At 58.9% G+C, this 15,500-nt stretch carries 17 protein-coding genes; 8 read left to right on the top strand and 9 right to left on the bottom strand.

Features of this window, described 5'->3' with window-relative positions:
* Positions 1–209 precede the first annotated feature (209 nt).
* Genes D109_RS0107440 through D109_RS0107425 form a run of 4 tightly spaced genes read left to right on the top strand, consistent with a single transcriptional unit; the run spans position 210 to position 3,393 of the window.
* Positions 210–803, top strand: coding sequence for an aminodeoxychorismate/anthranilate synthase component II (locus D109_RS0107440; RefSeq protein ID WP_017476336.1), 594 nt, complete (start codon positions 210–212; stop codon positions 801–803).
* A 9-nt stretch (positions 804–812) separates the two neighbouring features.
* Positions 813–1,862 (top strand): anthranilate phosphoribosyltransferase, encoded by a 1,050-nt coding sequence (trpD, locus tag D109_RS0107435; RefSeq protein WP_017476335.1) that lies wholly within the window; start codon positions 813–815, stop codon positions 1,860–1,862.
* Complete coding sequence (gene trpC / locus D109_RS0107430) at positions 1,859–2,695, top strand: indole-3-glycerol phosphate synthase TrpC (protein ID WP_017476334.1); 837 nt, start codon at positions 1,859–1,861, stop codon at positions 2,693–2,695. The genes trpD and trpC overlap by 4 nt, the downstream gene beginning before the upstream one ends.
* A gap of 2 nt (positions 2,696–2,697) precedes the next feature.
* Positions 2,698–3,393: a lipoate--protein ligase family protein gene (locus D109_RS0107425; protein ID WP_026077829.1), complete on the top strand. Its 696-nt coding sequence runs from the start codon at positions 2,698–2,700 to the stop codon at positions 3,391–3,393.
* On the opposite strand, the gene crp is transcribed toward D109_RS0107425, so the two are convergent.
* Positions 3,390–4,034 carry a cAMP-activated global transcriptional regulator CRP gene (gene crp, locus D109_RS0107420; protein WP_017476332.1) on the bottom strand — a complete coding sequence of 215 codons (645 nt, stop codon included), beginning with the start codon at positions 4,032–4,034 and terminating at the stop codon, positions 3,390–3,392. The genes D109_RS0107425 and crp overlap by 4 nt on opposite strands.
* A 250-nt stretch (positions 4,035–4,284) precedes the next feature.
* Between crp and D109_RS0107415 the strand changes: the two genes are divergently transcribed.
* On the top strand, positions 4,285–4,707 hold the full coding sequence (locus D109_RS0107415; RefSeq protein WP_003194686.1) for an OsmC family protein: 423 nt from the start codon (positions 4,285–4,287) through the stop codon (positions 4,705–4,707).
* A 65-nt stretch (positions 4,708–4,772) separates the two neighbouring features.
* Here D109_RS0107415 and coq7 read toward each other — a convergent pair whose 3' ends face one another.
* The 6 genes from coq7 to hemJ all read right to left on the bottom strand — a co-directional run bounded on the left by coq7 (position 4,773) and on the right by hemJ (position 9,241).
* Positions 4,773–5,420, bottom strand: coding sequence for a 2-polyprenyl-3-methyl-6-methoxy-1,4-benzoquinone monooxygenase (gene coq7 / locus D109_RS0107410; RefSeq protein WP_017476331.1), 648 nt, complete (start codon positions 5,418–5,420; stop codon positions 4,773–4,775).
* Positions 5,421–5,554: 134 nt separating this feature from the next.
* A complete protein-coding gene (locus tag D109_RS0107405; protein WP_003210943.1) occupies positions 5,555–5,893 on the bottom strand; it encodes a histidine triad nucleotide-binding protein in 339 nt (112 codons plus the stop codon).
* Positions 5,894–5,939: 46 nt separating this feature from the next.
* Positions 5,940–6,728: an SDR family oxidoreductase gene (locus D109_RS0107400; RefSeq protein WP_010167219.1), complete on the bottom strand. Its 789-nt coding sequence runs from the start codon at positions 6,726–6,728 to the stop codon at positions 5,940–5,942.
* Between the two features lie 62 nt (positions 6,729–6,790).
* Positions 6,791–7,756, bottom strand: coding sequence for a DUF805 domain-containing protein (locus D109_RS0107395; protein ID WP_017476330.1), 966 nt, complete (start codon positions 7,754–7,756; stop codon positions 6,791–6,793).
* Positions 7,757–7,819: 63 nt separating this feature from the next.
* On the bottom strand, positions 7,820–8,788 hold the full coding sequence (locus D109_RS0107390) for a nitronate monooxygenase family protein (RefSeq protein ID WP_017476329.1): 969 nt from the start codon (positions 8,786–8,788) through the stop codon (positions 7,820–7,822).
* Between the two features lie 24 nt (positions 8,789–8,812).
* Positions 8,813–9,241 (bottom strand): protoporphyrinogen oxidase HemJ, encoded by a 429-nt coding sequence (gene hemJ / locus D109_RS0107385; protein WP_017476328.1) that lies wholly within the window; start codon positions 9,239–9,241, stop codon positions 8,813–8,815.
* Positions 9,242–9,377: 136 nt separating this feature from the next.
* Here hemJ and argC point away from each other — a divergent pair, with 136 nt between their 5' ends.
* A complete protein-coding gene (gene argC / locus D109_RS0107380; RefSeq protein ID WP_010206935.1) occupies positions 9,378–10,412 on the top strand; it encodes an N-acetyl-gamma-glutamyl-phosphate reductase in 1,035 nt (344 codons plus the stop codon).
* A gap of 162 nt (positions 10,413–10,574) precedes the next feature.
* On the top strand, positions 10,575–10,925 hold the full coding sequence (gene erpA, locus D109_RS0107375; protein ID WP_003176443.1) for an iron-sulfur cluster insertion protein ErpA: 351 nt from the start codon (positions 10,575–10,577) through the stop codon (positions 10,923–10,925).
* A 66-nt stretch (positions 10,926–10,991) separates the two neighbouring features.
* On the opposite strand, the gene D109_RS0107370 is transcribed toward erpA, so the two are convergent.
* Both D109_RS0107370 and D109_RS0107365 read right to left on the bottom strand, forming a co-directional pair.
* Positions 10,992–12,083: an anhydro-N-acetylmuramic acid kinase gene (locus D109_RS0107370; RefSeq protein ID WP_026077828.1), complete on the bottom strand. Its 1,092-nt coding sequence runs from the start codon at positions 12,081–12,083 to the stop codon at positions 10,992–10,994.
* 3 nt (positions 12,084–12,086) lie between these two features.
* Entirely contained in the window at positions 12,087–13,499 is a 1,413-nt protein-coding gene (locus D109_RS0107365) for a peptidoglycan DD-metalloendopeptidase family protein (protein WP_017476325.1), read from the bottom strand.
* A gap of 211 nt (positions 13,500–13,710) precedes the next feature.
* On the opposite strand from D109_RS0107365, the gene tyrS reads away from it, so the two are divergent.
* Positions 13,711–14,910, top strand: a complete 1,200-nt coding sequence (tyrS, locus tag D109_RS0107360; protein WP_017476324.1) for a tyrosine--tRNA ligase — start codon at positions 13,711–13,713, stop codon at positions 14,908–14,910.
* Positions 14,911–15,500 lie beyond the last annotated feature (590 nt).

Here is a 15,500-nt window from a genome sequence, read left to right as displayed (position 1 = left end):
GCGAGTAGTCAAGGCACACGCCCGTTGGCGTTGGCGCGCCTAACTTTTCTCTACCGGCCCCGCCGGACCTGTACCGATTTGCCTTCTTCACCCTTTGTTCGACGCCCCTTGCCGGCCAACCCCGGTAACCGGAAAGTGCGTCTGGCAGCGGGTCACTCCCTTGGAAGGCCGTCATTAGAAGTCAGTGAATTCAAGAGGTTTTAACCCACATGTTGCTGATGATTGATAACTACGACTCCTTTACCTACAACGTTGTGCAGTACCTGGGTGAGCTCGGCGCCGAGGTCAAGGTAGTGCGCAACGACGAATTGACCGTGGCGCAAATCGCCGCGTTGAACCCTGAACGCATCGTCGTCTCCCCGGGCCCGTGCACCCCGACCGAAGCGGGCATCTCCCTCGAAGCCATCCAATACTTTGCCGGCAAGCTGCCGATCCTGGGCGTTTGCCTGGGCCATCAGTCCATCGGCCAGGCCTTCGGCGGCGACGTAGTGCGCGCCCGCCAGGTGATGCACGGCAAGACCAGCCCGGTGTTCCACAAGGACCAGGGCGTATTCCACGGTTTGAACCTTCCGGTGACGGTCACCCGCTACCACTCGCTGGTGGTCAAGCGTGAAACCCTGCCCGAGTGCCTCGAGCTGACGGCCTGGACTCAACTGGAAGACGGCTCCGTTGACGAGATCATGGGGCTGCGTCACAAGACACTGAATGTCGAAGGGGTACAGTTTCACCCGGAATCGATTTTGACCGAGCAGGGCTACGAGCTGTTCGCTAACTTTCTCAAGCAGAGCGGCGGCACGCGCTAAGGACTTTTCATGGATATCAAGACTGCCCTGAGCCGTATCGTCGGCCACTTGGACCTGAGCACCGCCGAAATGAGCGATGTGATGCGCGAGATCATGACCGGTCAATGCACCGATGCACAGATTGGCGCGTTCATGATGGCCATGCGCATGAAGAGCGAGAGCATCGACGAAATCGTCGGCGCCGTGTCGGTCATGCGTGAGCTGGCGGACAAAGTCGAACTCAAGACCCTCGACGGCGTGGTCGACGTGGTCGGCACCGGCGGCGACGGTGCGAACATCTTCAACGTGTCGACGGCCTCATCCTTTGTGGTGGCAGCTGCCGGCTGCACCGTGGCCAAACACGGTAACCGTGCGGTGTCGGGTAAAAGCGGCAGCGCCGATTTGCTGGAAGCGGCAGGCATCTACCTGAACCTGACCCCGGTACAAGTGGCGCGCTGCATCGATAACGTCGGCATCGGCTTCATGTTTGCCCAGTCCCATCACGGCGCGATGAAGCACGCCGCCGGTCCGCGCAAGGACTTGGGCCTGCGCACCCTGTTCAACATGCTCGGCCCGCTTACGAATCCGGCCGGTGTGAAGCATCAGGTGGTGGGCGTGTTCAGCCAGGCGCTCTGCCGGCCATTGGCCGAAGTCTTGCAGCGCCTGGGCAGCAAGCATGTGCTGGTGGTGCACTCCAAGGATGGCCTGGACGAGTTCAGCCTGGCCGCACCGACCTTCGTGGCGGAGCTGAAGGATGACCAGGTCACCGAATATTGGGTCGAACCTGAGGACCTCGGCATGAAAAGCCAGAGCCTGCACGGCCTGGCGGTGGAAAGCCCGGCGGCCTCCCTTGAATTGATTCGCGATGCCCTGGGGCGTCGCAAGACCGAAAACGGCCAGAAAGCTGCAGAAATGATCGTGCTCAATGCCGGTGCGGCGCTGTATGCCGCGGATCACGCCTACAGTCTTAAAGAGGGTGTTGCCCTCGCTCATGATGCATTGCATACCGGGCTGGCGCGCGAAAAGCTCGAAGAACTGGGTGCGTTTACTGCGGTGTTCAAAGTGGAGAATGAAGGATGAGTGTTCCGACCGTTCTGGAAAAAATCCTGGCCCGCAAGGCAGAAGAAGTCGCCGAACGCCGTGCCCGGGTCAGCCTGGCTGAGCTGGAAAGCCTGGCGAAAACCGCTGATGCACCGCGCGGGTTTGCCAGTGCGCTGATCAAGCAGGCCAAGGAAAAGCAGCCGGCCGTTATCGCTGAAATCAAGAAGGCTTCGCCGAGCAAGGGCGTGATCCGCGAGATCTTCATCCCTGAAGACATTGCCAAGAGCTACGAGAAGGGCGGCGCGACATGCCTCTCGGTGTTGACTGATATCGACTTCTTCCAGGGTTCCGACCTGTACTTGCAGCAAGCACGTGCCGCGTGCTCGCTGCCGGTGATCCGCAAGGACTTCATGGTCGACCCGTACCAGATCGTCGAAGCCCGTGCCTTGGGCGCCGATTGCGTGCTGTTGATCGTCTCCGCACTGGATGACGTGAAGATGGCCGAACTGGCAGCCGTGGCCAAAAGTGTTGGCCTCGATGTGCTGGTGGAAGTGCACGACGGTGATGAACTGGAACGCGCGTTGAAAACCCTCGACACACCGTTGGTGGGCGTCAACAACCGCAACCTGCACACGTTTGAAGTCAGCCTGGAAAACACCCTCGACCTGTTGCCGCGTATCCCGCGCGACCGGTTGGTGATTACCGAAAGTGGCATCGTCAATCGCGCCGATGTCGAACTGATGGAAATCAGCGGCGTGTACTCGTTCCTCGTCGGCGAAACCTTCATGCGTGCCGAGAACCCGGGGGCTGAATTGCAGCGCCTGTTCTTCCCGGAGCGTGGCGTTGCTGTCAGCGGTTCAACCCTGGATTGATGATGACCCAGCCGGTGGCGATGACGGTCGAGGCGGGCCTTAAGGCCGAGCAGGATTTGCTCGCCGCTGTCTGCGCGGGGGAGCAGCCGTTCGGCCTGCTGTTCTGGCAGCCCAGCGATCAAGCGTTGGTGATGCCTCGTCGTTTGAGCCGCCTTCCGGCATTCGAGACCGCCAGCCAGGTATCGGCAGATGCTGGTTGGCCGGTGCTGCTGCGGGAAACGGGCGGTGAGCCGGTTCCGCAATCGGCCGCCACGGTCAATATCGCGCTGGTCTACGCGCCACCGCGAAGTGAAGGCGACCAAGGACGCATCGAAACCGGTTACCAGCGTTTGTGCCAGCCGATTTGCGACCTGCTTATCGAGCTGGGTGGCAATGCATCGGTGGGCGAGATTGACGGGGCTTTTTGCGACGGTCGCTACAACGTCAACCTGGATGGCCGCAAAATGGTCGGTACTGCCCAGCGCTGGCGCCAGAGTGGCGGGCGCCCGGTGGGGTTGGTGCATGGTGCGTTGTTGCTGGATGATGATCGCGTCGAGTTGATCGCCGCGGTCAATCGCTTCAATGAAGCGTGTGGCCTGGAACAACGGGTGCGCGCTGAAAGCCACATCGCCCTGCACGAAGCCTTTGCTGCGCCAGACGCGATTGCCCGGCTCGACACGTTGTACCGACAGATGCTCGCGAGCTTCCTTCCGGGTTAACGCGTTCCGAAAACCACCATGGTCTTGCCTTTGACATGCACCAGGTTGCGTTCTTCCAAGTCCTTCAGCACCCGTCCAACCATTTCCCTTGAGCAACCGACGATCCGTCCGATTTCCTGACGGGTGATCTTGATCTGCATCCCGTCGGGATGGGTCATGGCATCCGGCTGCTTGCACAGTTCCAGCAGGCAGCGGGCAACCCGGCCGGTGACGTCGAAGAACGCCAGGTCGCCGACTTTGCGCGTGGTGTCTCTCAGGCGCTGGGCGATCTGGCCGCTCAAGGCGTACAGAATGTCGGGATCCTGCTGGGCCAATTCGCGAAATTTTGCATAACTGATCTCGGCGACTTCGCATTCGACCTTGGCCCGCACCCAGGCGCTGCGTTCCTGTTCCTTGCCGGCTTGTTCGAAAAGCCCGAGTTCGCCGAAGAAGTCACCGGTATTGAGGTAGGCGATGATCATTTCGCGGCCATCGTCATCCTCGATCAGGATGGTGACTGAGCCTTTGATAATGAAGAACAGGGTTTCCGAACGCTCCCCCGCGCAGATGATGTTGTGCTTGGCCGGATGACGCCGGCGCTGACAATGCATCAGCAGTTTGTCGAGGTTCTTGATCTTGGGTGTGGGAGTAATCGCAACCATGGTTGTATCCCGAAAAGACTGCACGGTGTTGTTGAGCTTGTTTTTTTGTTCAGCGCGATCAACGGTTAAGTCATGTCATCCAGTGGATGGCAATGCGCCATTGATTTGGCGCCAGCTTAACAGACACATTCCGGCTTCATTAGGGAATTTACCCCGTAATCCCTGCTGTTGATCGCTTTGATGGGAAACGCTGACGGCCCAAAGCCCTGTGCTAAGCTGGCGACCCTTTTTTAGCAGTGGAGTCTGGGCGATGAAGGCACGCATCCAATGGGCGGGCGAAGCCATGTTCCTCGGTGAGTCGGGCAGTGGCCATGTCGTGGTCATGGACGGTCCGCCGGAGGCCGGTGGCCGCAACCTGGGCGTACGCCCGATGGAAATGCTCCTGCTCGGTGTAGGCGGTTGCAGCAATTTCGACGTGGTCAGCATCCTGAAGAAGTCCCGCCAGGCGGTGGAAAGCTGCGAAGCGTTCCTGGAAGCAGAGCGTGCGACCGAAGACCCGAAGGTGTTTACCAAGATCCATATGCACTTTGTCGTCAAGGGCCGGGCGCTGAAAGAAGCCCAGGTCAAACGTGCCATCGAGCTGTCGGCTGAGAAGTATTGCTCGGCCTCGATCATGTTGGGCGCTGCGGGTGTTGTCATCACTCATGACTACGAGATCATTGAGCTGGGCTGATCGTTGATTGGCAGGCAAAAAGAAAGGGCGCTTAAAAAGCGCCCTTTCTGCGTTATGCGGGACTGTCAGATGCGGTAGGTGCTCTTGGTCATGACCTTGGCCAACAGGCTCATGCCAAACTTCACCGGCGCCGGGAAGCGGAAGCCGCCCGCGTCCAGCGCGCTTTCGGCGTGATGCTCTTCATCAATGCGCATCTGCTCAAGAATCGCCCGAGACTTTTCGTCTTCAGCCGGCAGTTGCTCAAGGTGTTCATTGAGGTGCTTGCACACCTGATGCTCGGTGGCGGCCACAAAACCCAGGCTGACTTTGTCGCTGATCAGCCCGGCTACCGCGCCAATACCAAACGATAAGCCGTAGAACAGCGGGTTTAGCACGCTTGGGTGGCTGTTGAGCTGGCGGATGCGTTGCTCGCACCACGCCAGGTGGTCGATTTCTTCTTCGGCGGCGTGTTCCATCGCGGCGCGTACTTGCGGCAGCTTGGCGGTCAGGGCCTGGCCTTGGTACAGCGCCTGGGCACAGACTTCGCCGGTATGGTTGATGCGCATCAGGCCGGCGACGTGGCGGGTGTCGGTCTCGCTCATCTGCGCTTCGGGCTGCACGATGGCGGGCGACGGACGCTGCGGTTGGCCGCTGAATGGCAACAGCGTGCGCATGGCCGTGTCGGCTTGCAGCAACAGGCGATCAATCGGCGAGTAGTGACGTTGGGTAGTCATGCTGACCTCCGGGAAGAATCTCGGCGGCCAGTTTACCGCAAGAGAGGGGGACGCGTTTGCGCTGGGTCAAATTGCTTGTGTGGCGAGGGAGCAAGCTCCCTCGCCACAGCAAGCTCCCTTGCCACAGGTAGTGCTCAGCCCGGCGGCCAGTTCATCTGGCGTTGACCCAGCACATGCATATGGATGTGATAAACGGTCTGCCCGCCATCTTCATTGCAGTTCATCACCACACGGAAGCCCTTTTCGCAGCCTTGCTCCACCGCCAGGCGCTGGGCGGTGAACAGGATATGCCCGGCCAGTGCCTTGTCTTCCTCGGTGAGGTCGTTAAGGGTGCGGATCGGCTTTTTCGGTATCACCAGGAAGTGCACCGGGGCCATTGGCGCGATGTCGTGGAACGCCAGGACCTGGTCATCCTCGTAGATGATCTTCGCGGGTATTTCTCTGTTGATGATCTTGGTGAACAGAGTATCCACAGCTGTTTCTCCATTGTGAAAGTGCAGGGTGAGTGTACTCAGGCGATCAGCGCGGGCAATAGGCCTTGTTGATCGCGCCGGCGATTTTGCGGGTCAGCCAGCGCGGGCTCAGGCGCGGGCTGAACGCCAGCCAGCGATTACGCCGGCCCGGAATGATGATGGCTTTGTTCTTGGCCAGGGCGCGCACGGTGTAGAGCGCGACTTCTTCCGGGCTCATCAGCTGTTGGCTGCGGTCCAGCTTGGCGGTGTCCATTTGCGCGGTGCCGAAGAACGCGGTACGGGTCGGGCCCGGGCAGAGTACGGAAACCTTGATGCCGCAGGTCTTCAGTTCCTCGCGCAAGCCTTCGGAAAAGTGCAGCACGTAAGCCTTGCTGGCGTAGTAGGTGCTCATCCACGGCCCCGGCTGGAATGCGGCAACCGACGCCACGTTGAGAATCTGCCCGCCGCCGTGCAGGGCCATGGCGTTGCCGAGTGCATGGCACATGCGGGTCAGGGCCAGGATGTTGACTTCCATCAGGTCCTGTTCGGTCATCCAGTCCTGTGCCAGGAACGGGCCGCTGGTGCCGATGCCGGCGCAGTTGACCAGCAGGTCGATCTGCCGCTCGCCTTCCTCAAGCTCCAGCAGGAACCCCGACAGCCGCAAGGGCTCGCCGAGGTCGCAGGCACGGAACAGCACTTCGACGCCGAAGCGTTGAGTCAATTCGATTGCAATGCTTTCCAACTGATCACGCTGGCGGGCCACCAGAATCAAGCTGCGGCCGCGACGGGCCAGTGCTTCGGCCAAGGCCAGGCCGATGCCGCTGGAGGCACCGGTGATCAGAGCGTAACGGGTCATGCGTTTCTCCATCGCAACGCTACCGGGCCTGTGACAAAGGCGTCACAGGCGTCGGGCGTTTTTCACTGTTGCGTAGAGTCTACAGGTTCGGCTGCGTCGTCAGCACTTTGCACATCGACTTCATCGACGGTGGTGGCCTGGTCGCTGTCGTCATCGGAGTTGATGGAGCTGCTTTCGTAGCTACCGCCTACGTCGCTTTCCAGTTGGTCCAGGTAGCCGCTCATGCCCACTAGCACTGCGCCGGCAAAGACCAGCGGAATGAATGCCAGCCACAGGGCGGACAGGATTTTGACCGCGGTAGAGTTGCGCGGTGGCGGCGCGCCGTACTGGTTGGCGCCGGTATTGCCCGGGAGCACCATCAGCAGGATCGGGAAGATGCTGCCTACGAAGGGCACTAGGTGCAGAAACCACAGCCAGCCGGACCAGCCCAGGTCATGCAGGCGCTGCACGGTGATCTGCACGCTGACCCACACAGCGGCCACGAGCAGGGCAATCCCCACCAGGAAGCCAATGACCATGGCAATCGTTGGAGACACCGCGGCGATGCCCAGCCCGACAGTGAAGAACGCGCCTGAGATAAGGAGCATCACCACGCTCAACACCAGTGTCCACGCCAGGAAGCGCAGGCGTCCGATACGACCGTTGACGGTGAACACTTTAAGGGTGGAAAACTCCGGCAGGTTCTCGCCGACGGCTGCCCGGGGCGGGGCGTAAGGCGAAGCGGCGGGGCGGGTGTAATCAGTGGAACTGCCGGCGTCCGTTTCGTGGGTTTCGGCAAGGCTGAAGGCGACAGGCTGCTCTTCTTCTATGCGTGCATCGACCCCGGCGTTTTTCAACGCTTGCAGATAGGTCTCGGCATCGGCGCGGGAAAGGTCGCGTTTCAGGGCGACCGGGCGGCCGGTAAAGAGTTTTTCGATCGCTTCAACGTCGCTTTTGAACAGTTCGGCGAGATTCAGCTTGGCGGTGGTGCTTTCGACACCCGGGAGCAATGCGCCATCAAACACAATCTTGAAACGGTTGTCGCTCATGCGGGCATCCTTGTCACTTGAATAGGGGAGGCCTGCTTCGGTCAGCAGGCGTTACATCGCGGATCAGCGTGGCCAGCGTTCAGGCAATTGTGCCGCATGTTCGAGCGCCTTGCGGTATTCGGCATCCAGGCGGGCCACGAGTTCATCGACGCTGGGCAAATCATTAATCTCGCCGACGCCCTGGCCCGCGGACCACACGGTCTTCCAGGCTTTGGCTTCGTCGTTGAGAGGCTTGAGCTTGGAGCCGAAATTGACTTCGCCCTTGCCTTGCAGCGCAGCGAGGTCAAAACCGGCGTTTTCCAGGCTCTGGCGCATAAAGCTTGCGGGTACACCGGAGACGGCTGGAGTGTGCACGATGTCGGCGGCGCGCGATGTGAGCAGCATCTCTTTATAAGCATCCGGGGCGTGGCTTTCGGTGGTGCCGATAAAGCGGGTACCGAAATAGGCCAGGTCGGCGCCGAGCAGCTGCGCGGCCAGGATCTCGTGGCCGTGGTTGAGGCAACCGGCGAGGAGCAGGGTCTTGTCGAAGAACTGACGGATTTCTGCAATCAGCGAGAATGGGCTCCAGGTACCGGCATGGCCACCGGCACCCGCCGCAACGGCGATCAGGCCATCAACGCCCGCTTCAGCGGCTTTCTCTGCATGGCGCCGGGTGGTGACATCGTGGAATACCAGGCCGCCGTAGCTGTGTACGGCGTCCACCAGTTCTTTCACTGCGCCCAGGCTGGTGATGACGATCGGCACTTTGTGCTCGACGCAGATCGCCAGGTCAGCTTCCACACGTGGGTTGCTGTTGTGCACGATCAGGTTGACCGCATAGGGCGCCGGGTTGTCCAGCAGCGCCAGGCCCGCTTCGATCTCTTCCAGCCATGCCTTGAAACCGCTGCTTTCCCGTTGGTTGAGGGCAGGGAAACTGCCGACGATTCCATTACGGCAGCAGGCCAGGACCAGTTGCGGGTTGGAAATAAGAAACATCGGCGCGGCCACGACAGGCAGGCGCAGACTGTGTTCGAGCGAAGCGGGCAGCGACATTGGAAGTACCCCGAGTAATAGAGATTAGAACGGTTTAACTACGACCAAAATTACGATAGCCAGCAATATCAGAACTGGCACTTCATTGAACCAGCGATAAAAGACATGGCTGCGGGTATTTTCGCCACGGGCAAAACGTTTTACCTGCGCGCCACACATGTGGTGGTAGCCAATCAGCAGTACTACCAGGGTCAACTTGGCGTGAATCCACGCGCCGGATTGAAAGATGGCCGGGTTGAGGTAGATCAGCCAGCCGCCGAACACCAGGCTGGCAATCATCGCCGGCCCCATGATGCCCCGGTAGAGCTTGCGCTCCATCACGCTGAAGCGCTCCTTGCTGACGGTGTCCTCGCTTTGCGCGTGGTAGACGAACAGGCGCGGAAGGTAGAACAGCGCGGCAAACCAGCAGACGATGCTGACGATATGGAAGGCTTTGACCCATAGATAAAGCATTTTTAGTTATTCCCAGGTTCACGGTAGCTGAAGATAGTAGTGGCTCAAGCGTCCACACGTCACGTTGACGGTTGTCGCAGGACGATACGGACCCTATTATCGACGGCTTTCCAGTGGGTTCGTTGAGGGCAGGTTTATGGTCAAGGTCGGTATCGTCGGCGGCACGGGTTACACCGGTGTCGAATTGCTGCGTCTGTTGGCTCAGCATCCGCAAGCTGAGGTGGTGGTGATCACTTCCCGATCCGAGGCCGGTCTGGCTGTGGCGGACATGTATCCGAACCTGCGAGGCCACTACGATGGCCTGGCGTTCAGCGTGCCGGACATCAAGACCCTGGGTGCCTGTGATGTGGTGTTCTTCGCCACGCCTCACGGTGTTGCCCATGCCCTGGCGGGCGAGTTGCTGGCAGCGGGCACCAAAGTGATCGACTTGTCGGCCGACTTCCGCCTGCAGGACGCCGATGAGTGGGCCAAGTGGTACGGCCAGCCTCACGGCGCGCCGGAGTTACTGGAAGAGGCGGTGTATGGCCTGCCGGAGGTCAATCGCGAGCAGATCAAACAAGCGCGCCTGATCGCCGTACCAGGTTGCTATCCAACCGCTACACAGCTGGGTTTCCTGCCATTGCTGGAAGCCGGGCTGGCGGACGCATCGCGGCTGATTGCTGACTGCAAGTCGGGTGTCAGCGGTGCGGGCCGTGGTGCTGCTGTCGGCTCGCTTTACTCCGAAACGTCGGAAAGCATGAAAGCCTATGCGGTGAAAGGTCATCGTCACTTGCCGGAAATTCGGCAGGGGCTGCGTCGCGCAGCAGGTAAAGATGTCGGCCTGACGTTTGTGCCTCACCTGACGCCGATGATCCGCGGGATCCACTCCACGCTGTATGCGACAGTCGTTGATCGTTCGGTGGACCTGCAGGCGCTGTTTGAAAAACGTTATGCCAATGAGCCGTTCGTCGATGTGATGCCGGCGGGCAGCCACCCGGAAACCCGCAGTGTGCGTGGTGCCAATGTGTGCCGTATCGCGGTGCACCGTCCACAGGATGGTGACCTGGTGGTGGTGCTGTCGGTGATCGATAACCTGGTCAAGGGCGCCTCGGGCCAGGCTGTGCAGAACATGAACATCCTGTTTGGCCTGGATGAGAAGCTGGGCCTGTCCCATGCGGGCATGCTGCCGTAAGTTTTCTGCTGTCGCGCAAAGGCCCGTTGATCGGGCCTTTCGTGTTTTTAACGGCCGCTGCGCAGATTGATATACCGTAACAATAGTTGACCGCTTTTCTAGGAGAAGCGGATAATGCCCGCCATCACGCATATGGCGGCGCTACGCCGGGAGATTATCAGCATGAGCGTTGAATCCTTCACCCCCACGGCTTTGCAATTCACCCACGGTGCTGCGCACAAGGTGAAGAGCCTGGTCGATGAAGAGGGTAATGATCGCTTGAAGCTGCGCGTATTTGTTACGGGCGGCGGTTGTTCAGGGTTTCAGTACGGTTTCACCTTCGATGAAGACGTGGCCGATGACGACACCATCGTTGAGCGCGAGGGCGTAAGCCTGGTCGTCGATCCGATGAGCTTCCAGTACCTGGCAGGAGCCGAGGTGGACTATCAGGAAGGTCTGGAAGGTTCGCGCTTCGTGATCAAGAACCCGAATGCCACTACTACCTGTGGTTGCGGGTCTTCGTTCTCGATCTGATCGAAAGCGGATGTAAAAACGCCGCTTGGCCTTGATAGGGTCAAGCGGCGTTTTGCTGTGGGGGGGTCAGGCCGGGTAGATCGCGCCGAGTACCCGAAGGCCGCGGGCGCCGGTGACGCTGGGGCGATTGGCGGCGATGCCTTCAAGGCAGCAATGGGCAAGCCAGGCGAAGGCCATGGCTTCGACCCAGTCGGGGTCCACGCCGTAAGTGGCGGTACTGCTGACTTGGGTGGCTGGTAGCAGTGCGCTGAGGCGGCTCATCAAGGTTGCGTTATGGGCGCCGCCGCCGCAGACCAGCAGGGTTTCGGTCTGCGGTTGTGCGGTTTGCAGGGATTCGACGATGGTCAGGGCGGTCAGCTCAAGCAGTGTGGCTTGCACGTCCTGGGCTGCGAATGGCGGCAGCCGTCCCAGATGATGCTCAAGCCATCCCAGGTTGAAGACTTCACGTCCGGTGCTTTTTGGCCCTTTGGTCACGAAGAACGGGTCGCTGAGTAACGCCTTGAGTAGCAGGGGTTCAACTTTCCCGCTGGCAGCCCACAGGCCATCGCGGTCGAAGTTCTCGCCGCGTTGCTGGTGAATCCAGGCATCCAGCAGGACGTTGCCCGGGCCGCAATCAAAGCCGGCGACTGGCTTGTCGGTCTCGATCAGGCTGAGGTTGCTGAAGCCGCCGATGTTCAGTACGGCGCGGTTGCCCGTGCGCTCGCCAAACAATGCCTCATGAAATGCAGGAACCAGCGGGGCGCCTTGGCCACCTGCGGCGACATCGCGGCTGCGGAAATCACTGACGACGGTGATTCCGGTCAATTCGGTGAGCAGCGCCGGGTTGCCGATCTGCACGGTAAAGCCCCGGGCAGGTTCGTGGCGAATGGTTTGGCCGTGGCTGCCAATTGCTCGAATGTCCTGGGGTTTGAGTTTCTGCTGGTCCAGTAAGGCGTGAATGCCTTGGGCGGCGAGTGTCACCCAGTTCTGCTGGGCAATCGCCGAACGGGCAATCTCGTCCGGGCCACTGGCGCACAGGCCAAGCAGCTCGGAACGCAGGGAGTCAGGCATAGGGATGTAATGGGTGGCAATCAGCTTGATCGCCGGTGCCAACTCGATCAGCGCAATGTCCAAGCCATCAAGGCTGGTCCCGGACATCACACCTATATAGAGCGACATGGCTTAGCGTTTCGCCGAGGCCAGGAGGGTCGAGCGCTCCTGATCCATGCGGGCCATCAATGGCTGGCTCTGCTGCAGGAAGCGCGCGCGCTCGGCCTTGGCGATCGGGTCGGCCATTGGCAGCTTCTGGCCCAGTGGGTCGACGTGCACGCCGTTGACTTGGAACTCGTAGTGCAGGTGTGGTCCGGTGGACAGGCCAGTGGTGCCGATATAGCCGATCACCTGGCCTTGCTTGACGTTGCCGCCAGTCTGGATGCCTTTAGCAAAGCCTTGCATGTGGCCATACAGCGTACGGTAGGTATTGCCGTGCTGGATGATCACAGTATTGCCGTAGCCGCCACGGCGACCGGCCAGCAAAACCTTGCCGTCACCAGCCGCCTTGATTGGCGTGCCGCGCGGAGCTGCGTAGTCGACGCCTTTATGGGCGCGAATTTTGTTCAGAATTGGATGCTTGCGACCCATCGAGAAACGCGAGCTAATACGGGCGAAGTCAACCGGAGTACGGATGAACGCCTTGCGCATGCTGTTGCCGTCAGCGGTGTAGTAGCTGCTGTTGCCTTGTTTGTTGGTGTAGCGCACGGCGGTGTAGGTCTTGCCACGGTTGGTGAACCGCGCAGAAAGGATGTTGCCGGTGCCGACGACCTTGCCGTTGGCGACCTTTTGCTCGTAGATCACGTCGAATTCGTCGCCCTGGCGAATGTCCTGGGCAAAGTCGATGTCGTAGCCAAACACGCTGGCCATGTCCATGGTCATGCTGTGGGACAAGCCGGCGCGTGCGGCTGATTGGGACAGCGAGCTGTTGATCACGCCGTGTACATAGGCAGAGCGCATCACTGGCTTGGTGGTGATGCGGTTGAATGCAAAGCCTTTGGCGCCTTTGGTCAGCGTGATGCTTTCCAGGTCGCTGATATTGCTGTGCAGGTTGTGCAGTTGCCCGTCGGCTGTCAGTTCGAATTCAAGCTTCTGGCCATGCTTGAGTTGGGTGAACTGCTTGGCCTGCTTGTCGCTTGCCAGCACATCATTGACCGTCGCGGCTGGGAGGCCGACCTTTTCGAACAGGGTCGAAAGGGTGTCGCCCTTGGCAACAATAACTTCCCGGTGTAGCGGGTTCTTGGGGGCTTCTACCGCAGGCTTGGCCTGCGCGGTCTCTTTAGTGTCTTCGGCGCTGTTTTCAATCTGGGCAAACGGCGACTCTGTTGCGCTATTTGTGGCTTGCAGTGCGTCGGAAGCGTCTTGATCTTGTGTCAGTTGCTCAACCGGACTTTCCAGGTCAAGGCTCAGTGTCGTTCGTTTGGCTTCCACATCGCTGGAAGGAAATACCAGGAGTGCCAGGCTCAGGAGGGCGGCGATCCCACTTGCGGCGAGCAGGTGGGTCTTCGGGTAAAGCGGCGGCGCTTTAGACGGTTCTGTGGTCATAAGTAATTTTGACTTTGAAAAGATGAATTGGAAAAGATGAATGACATGATGAAGATGAAATAACTGTATAAAATATAACCAAATCATCTGTGGTGCAAGCTTGCGAACGCTAGGCTTGCTGAACGGTGTCCGTGCGCAGGGCAAAACTTGTAATTAGTCCCTGATCTTGTATGGTTGGTTCCCTTTTGAATCTGAGCCTTGCGGGTCTGTTATGAAGTCGGTTGAAGAGCAGCTAGCGCTGATCAAACGTGGTGCGGAAGAACTGTTGGTCGAAGCTGAGCTGATCGAAAAGCTCAAGCGTGGCCAGCCCCTGCGTATTAAGGCCGGCTTTGATCCGACAGCGCCGGATCTGCACCTTGGGCATACGGTGCTTATTAATAAGCTGCGTCAGTTCCAGGAGCTGGGGCATCAGGTGATCTTCCTTATAGGTGACTTCACCGGGATGATCGGCGACCCGAGCGGCAAGAGCGCTACGCGTCCGCCGCTGACCCGTGAGCAGGTCCTCGATAATGCCGAGACCTATAAGACCCAGGTCTTCAAGATTCTCGATCCGGCCAAGACCGAGGTGGCATTCAACTCCACCTGGATGGATCAAATGGGGCCGGCGGATTTCATTCGTCTTACGTCCCAGTACACCGTTGCTCGCATGCTCGAGCGCGATGACTTCGATAAGCGCTACTCCACCAATCAGCCGATCGCTATCCATGAGTTCCTGTACCCGTTGGTTCAAGGGTATGACTCGGTGGCGTTGCGTGCCGATGTCGAGTTGGGCGGTACCGATCAGAAGTTCAACCTGCTGATGGGGCGTGAGTTGCAGCGCGCGTATGGGCAAGAGGCTCAATGCATTCTGACCATGCCATTGCTGGAGGGGTTGGATGGCGTCAAGAAGATGTCCAAGTCCTTGGGTAACTATGTAGGTATCCAGGAGGCACCGGGTGTGATGTACGGCAAGCTGGTTTCGATTCCGGATGCGCTGATGTGGCGTTACTTCGAACTGTTGAGCTTCCGCTCGATGGATGAGATCAATGCATTGCGTGCTGAAGTAGAGGCTGGTGCGAATCCGCGGGACGTGAAGATCAAGCTGGCGGAAGAGATTGTTGCGCGCTTCCATGGTGAGGAGGCTGCTGCCAGCGCTCACCGTGCTGCGGGTAACCGCATGAAGGATGGCGAGCTGCCGGACGATCTGCCGGAGGTTGAGTTGACTGCTGCCGAGGCAATGCCGATTGCTGCGGTCCTTAATAAGGCGGGCCTGGTGAAGAACTCGGCTGTGGCGCGCGACCTTCTGGGGGCTGGTGGTGTGCGTATTGATGGTGAGGTTGTTGATCGCACCTTTATATACGAGCTGGGTGCGACTCACGTTTGCCAGGCGGGTAAGAAGGCATTTGCGCGTATTACGCTTAAATCCGAATAAACCTGAAATTAACTGTTGACGGCGATTTATATCTGTCTATAATTCGCCCCACTTCCGGCGCAGTCGAAACGGAAAACTCCTTGGTAAACAAAGAGTTATGTAAGTTTCGACAGCGAGTTGCTTCAGGTCATCGAAGCCCAGAAGGAGTTAGTAAGGCCGTGTTGTTTAGCCCTATTAACGGTTCGATCTTCTCGGTCGAAAGCGGAGAAAAAGAGGTGTTGACAGCAGCGTGTAACGCTGTAGAATTCGCCTCCCGCTAACGAGAGATCGGAAGCGCAAGTGGTTGAAGTTACAAAGGAAGCTTTGAAAACTTCTGAAAATAATCACTTGACAGCAAATGAGGCTGCTGTAGAATGCGCGCCTCGGTTGAGACGAAAGATCTTAACCAACCGCTCTTTAACAACTGAATCAAGCAATTCGTGTGGGTGCTTGTGGAGTCAGACTGATAGTCAACAAGATTATCAGCATCACAAGTTACTCCGCGAGAAATCAAAGATGTAACCAACGATTGCTGAGCCAAGTTTAGGGTTTCTTAAAACCCAAAGATGTTTGAACTGAAGAGTTTGATCATGGCTCAGATTGAACGCTGG

Origin of the sequence: Pseudomonas sp. PAMC 26793, from assembly GCF_000313235.1 — a bacterium.
In the GTDB taxonomy this organism is placed as follows: Bacteria; Pseudomonadota; Gammaproteobacteria; order Pseudomonadales; family Pseudomonadaceae; genus Aquipseudomonas; species Aquipseudomonas yamanorum.
This window is presented reverse-complemented; position numbering and strand designations above follow the sequence as displayed.

What these genes read in the sequence shown, in the direction of transcription:
- trpC (WP_017476334.1), top strand. Translation starts at nt 1,859, where the DNA reads ATGAGTGTTCCGACCGTTCTGGAAAAAATCCTGGCCCGCAAGGCAGAA.
- hemJ (WP_017476328.1), bottom strand. Translation starts at nt 9,241, where the DNA reads ATGCTTTATCTATGGGTCAAAGCCTTCCATATCGTCAGCATCGTCTGC.
- D109_RS0107390 (WP_017476329.1), bottom strand. Translation starts at nt 8,788, where the DNA reads ATGTCGCTGCCCGCTTCGCTCGAACACAGTCTGCGCCTGCCTGTCGTG.
- argC (WP_010206935.1), top strand. Translation starts at nt 9,378, where the DNA reads ATGGTCAAGGTCGGTATCGTCGGCGGCACGGGTTACACCGGTGTCGAA.
- D109_RS0107370 (WP_026077828.1), bottom strand. Translation starts at nt 12,083, where the DNA reads ATGTCGCTCTATATAGGTGTGATGTCCGGGACCAGCCTTGATGGCTTG.
- D109_RS0107415 (WP_003194686.1), top strand. Translation starts at nt 4,285, where the DNA reads ATGAAGGCACGCATCCAATGGGCGGGCGAAGCCATGTTCCTCGGTGAG.
- D109_RS0107400 (WP_010167219.1), bottom strand. Translation starts at nt 6,728, where the DNA reads ATGACCCGTTACGCTCTGATCACCGGTGCCTCCAGCGGCATCGGCCTG.
- coq7 (WP_017476331.1), bottom strand. Translation starts at nt 5,420, where the DNA reads ATGACTACCCAACGTCACTACTCGCCGATTGATCGCCTGTTGCTGCAA.
- D109_RS0107395 (WP_017476330.1), bottom strand. Translation starts at nt 7,756, where the DNA reads ATGAGCGACAACCGTTTCAAGATTGTGTTTGATGGCGCATTGCTCCCG.
- crp (WP_017476332.1), bottom strand. Translation starts at nt 4,034, where the DNA reads ATGGTTGCGATTACTCCCACACCCAAGATCAAGAACCTCGACAAACTG.
- erpA (WP_003176443.1), top strand. Translation starts at nt 10,575, where the DNA reads ATGAGCGTTGAATCCTTCACCCCCACGGCTTTGCAATTCACCCACGGT.
- tyrS (WP_017476324.1), top strand. Translation starts at nt 13,711, where the DNA reads ATGAAGTCGGTTGAAGAGCAGCTAGCGCTGATCAAACGTGGTGCGGAA.
- trpD (WP_017476335.1), top strand. Translation starts at nt 813, where the DNA reads ATGGATATCAAGACTGCCCTGAGCCGTATCGTCGGCCACTTGGACCTG.
- D109_RS0107440 (WP_017476336.1), top strand. Translation starts at nt 210, where the DNA reads ATGTTGCTGATGATTGATAACTACGACTCCTTTACCTACAACGTTGTG.
- D109_RS0107365 (WP_017476325.1), bottom strand. Translation starts at nt 13,499, where the DNA reads ATGACCACAGAACCGTCTAAAGCGCCGCCGCTTTACCCGAAGACCCAC.
- D109_RS0107425 (WP_026077829.1), top strand. Translation starts at nt 2,698, where the DNA reads ATGACCCAGCCGGTGGCGATGACGGTCGAGGCGGGCCTTAAGGCCGAG.